Here is a 624-nt window from a genome sequence, read left to right on the forward strand (position 1 = left end):
CGGACGGGACCTACGTCAAGACGGCGACGATCGCAGCCAACGGCCTGGGTGCAGTCGACCTGTCTGGCTTGAACGGCTCGGTTGGGTCCAGCATCGTGGTCACAGGTTAGGATGGAACCACCAGGTCAGTCACCGGCACGACCATCGTGGCCGATTCCGTCGCGCCGCTCGCCAAGGCCAGCCTCCTACACGTCGCCGTACACGCGATCCCCGCCCGCCGCGCTGCGGAATCGGCGACCATGCCGGTCACGGGTACGCTCAGCGCGGCACTCGGCGCGGGCGACCAGGTCGTGGTCAGCCTCAACGGTGTCGACACCCTGGCCAGCGTCAGCGGCACCAGCTTTACCGCCGTTGTCGCCACCCCGATCGGCGCCGGGACGGTGACGGTGAGCGTCGTCGACGCCGCCGGCAACGCGGGTGCTGCGGCCAGCGCCGCCTACATGACCGCGGCCCCGGTGACCACTCTGGTTGTCAACGACACGACCGACCACGTCGTCAACGCTGTCGAAGCGAAGGCTGTAGCTTTCCGCGTCGCCAGCCTCGGCCTGACCGAGACGGCGGTCGCCACCTTCACGGACGGGACCTACGTCAAGACGGCGACGATCGCAGCCAACGGCCTGGGTG

At 68.9% G+C, this 624-nt stretch carries 1 pseudogene; it reads left to right on the top strand.

Annotated features, from left to right (window positions below):
• Nucleotides 1-146: 146 nt before the first annotated feature.
• Nucleotides 147-624: pseudogene (locus MKK60_RS00805) on the top strand (hypothetical protein); the annotation flags it as partial.

Source organism: Methylobacterium sp. J-092, assembly GCF_022829325.1.
Taxonomy (GTDB): domain Bacteria; phylum Pseudomonadota; class Alphaproteobacteria; order Rhizobiales; family Beijerinckiaceae; genus Methylobacterium.